This window comes from Streptomyces viridosporus (genome assembly GCF_002078235.1).
GTDB lineage: Bacteria > Actinomycetota > Actinomycetes > Streptomycetales > Streptomycetaceae > Streptomyces > Streptomyces viridosporus.
On the sequence record NZ_MSGP01000931.1, the window covers coordinates 1 to 728 of the forward strand.

At 77.9% G+C, this 728-nt stretch carries 1 protein-coding gene and 1 pseudogene; one reads left to right on the plus strand and one right to left on the minus strand.

What is annotated here, in order from left to right; all coding sequences use genetic code 11:
* On the plus strand, positions 1-418 hold a 418-nt coding region (locus B7L92_RS38740), incomplete at its 5' end, for an FHA domain-containing protein (RefSeq protein ID WP_143626538.1).
* 65 nt (positions 419-483) lie between these two features.
* Here the strand turns inward: B7L92_RS38740 and B7L92_RS40865 are convergent.
* Positions 484-728 (minus strand): annotated as a pseudogene (locus tag B7L92_RS40865) (hypothetical protein); the annotation flags it as partial.

Here is a 728-nt window from a genome sequence, read left to right on the forward strand (position 1 = left end):
GCCCCGGGGCCCGGTGACGTGGACCGCGACCATCGGTCCGGACCGCGAGTACTTCATGGCGATGATGCAGCGCTCCGGTCCCGAGGCCGCGGGCCTGAACCTGCCCGCGTACTCGCCCGAGCAGCAGCGCACGCTCACCGGCAACCAGATCACCATCGGCCGCCGCCGGCACTCCACCGGCGACACCCCCGACATCGACCTGTCCACGCCGCCGGAGGACCCGGGCGTCTCGCACCAGCACGCGGTGCTGGTGCAGCAGCCGGACGGCGGCTGGGCGGTCGTCGACCAGAACTCGACGAACGGCACGACGGTCAACGGCTCGGACGAGCCGATCCAGCCGTTCGTCCCGGTCCCGCTGCAGGACGGCGACCGGGTCCACGTGGGCGCCTGGACGACGATCACGATCCGCCGGGGCTGAGGCTCCTGAGGGAGGGCGCCGCCCCGTGCGGCCCCCGGGAGGGCGCCGCCCCGGCGGGCGCGCCCTCACCGCCCCCGGCCGGCGCGCTCCCTCGGGAGGGCAGCGGCCGGGTGTGCGGCCCCCGGGGGGGCGTCCAGCCAGGCGCGGACGCCCTCGTCGTCGACCGTGGGGCCGTGGCGTTCGCGCCGCGGCCCGTCCCCGCGCCGCCGCAGGGCGCACGCCTCCCGCGGGTCGAGGGCGTCGGCGGTCAACGTCGGCAGGAACCGGAGCAGGTCGCTCCCCCGGGCCGGACTGCCGTGTCCGGCCCGGG